Source organism: Vibrio sp. 378, from assembly GCF_033339435.1.
In genome coordinates, this window is the sequence record NZ_JAWOUO010000368.1 from 1 (window position 1) to 809 (window position 809).

Below are 809 nucleotides of genomic sequence, written 5' to 3' on the forward strand. Positions count from 1 at the left end.
ACAAACGGAACTTATGTAATTCCTGACAAGAAGCGATAGCCTCTTTGAGGGCGGGGTCTTGTATTCTTAGAAACAGGCTTGGCAGTGACATTGAAATGTCCTCTTCACTATAACAGAAACAATGTACGTGTATTATTTAAGCTGTACAAGACAAAATATTGTCAAAGTCTGTTTAGAATCTGGTTGGTTATTAATATAGTGAGATCAACAGCAAACTATATATCTACATCGTTTTTCTTTCCTTATTTGTTGTGTGGAATTGTAATTGTTAGAAATTAATCTCTCTTGATGGTTTTTGCGTACAAAAATAAACGAAAGGATGAGGTGTTATTTCTTCTCTATTTATCTTTTCTTCTTCAATGATTAAAAATTACATTTCTTCTGTGTAAATTATTCACGAATTGTTTCTCTCTCATCTTAAATATAACGGCTGTTTTTAAATAAACTCTTTAAAAATAGCGACTTATAAAGTTGGCACATGCTTTGCTCTATTAGAACTGCAACGTCAATATAGGAGAATTACCATGAATAACATCGCAGCTAAAATTGTACTTACTTCAGTTCTTGCAACGTCATCTACCGCAGTATTAGCCAGTGATAAATGGGAAAAAGAATCCATGGACGCTTGGCTAGATGGTAAAGCAGAAACCACCTTACTGCTTAATAGCAACCTGAACTCTTTTGATATCAACACTGATGTTGAAAATCAGGTGGTTACGCTGACAGGTTCGGTCAATAACGATTTGGAAAAGTCGCTGGCAGAAGAGTTGGTTTCAGGCCTTGATGGTGTGAAAAAAGTAAATAACGAG

Annotated in this window: 1 protein-coding gene; it reads left to right on the top strand. The window is 35.1% G+C overall.

All coding sequences use genetic code 11. The features are described 5' to 3' along the window. Positions 1-524: 524 nt before the first annotated feature. Positions 525-809: BON domain-containing protein (locus R7Q48_RS26325; RefSeq protein ID WP_318133142.1), on the top strand; the 285-nt coding region annotated here is incomplete at its 3' end.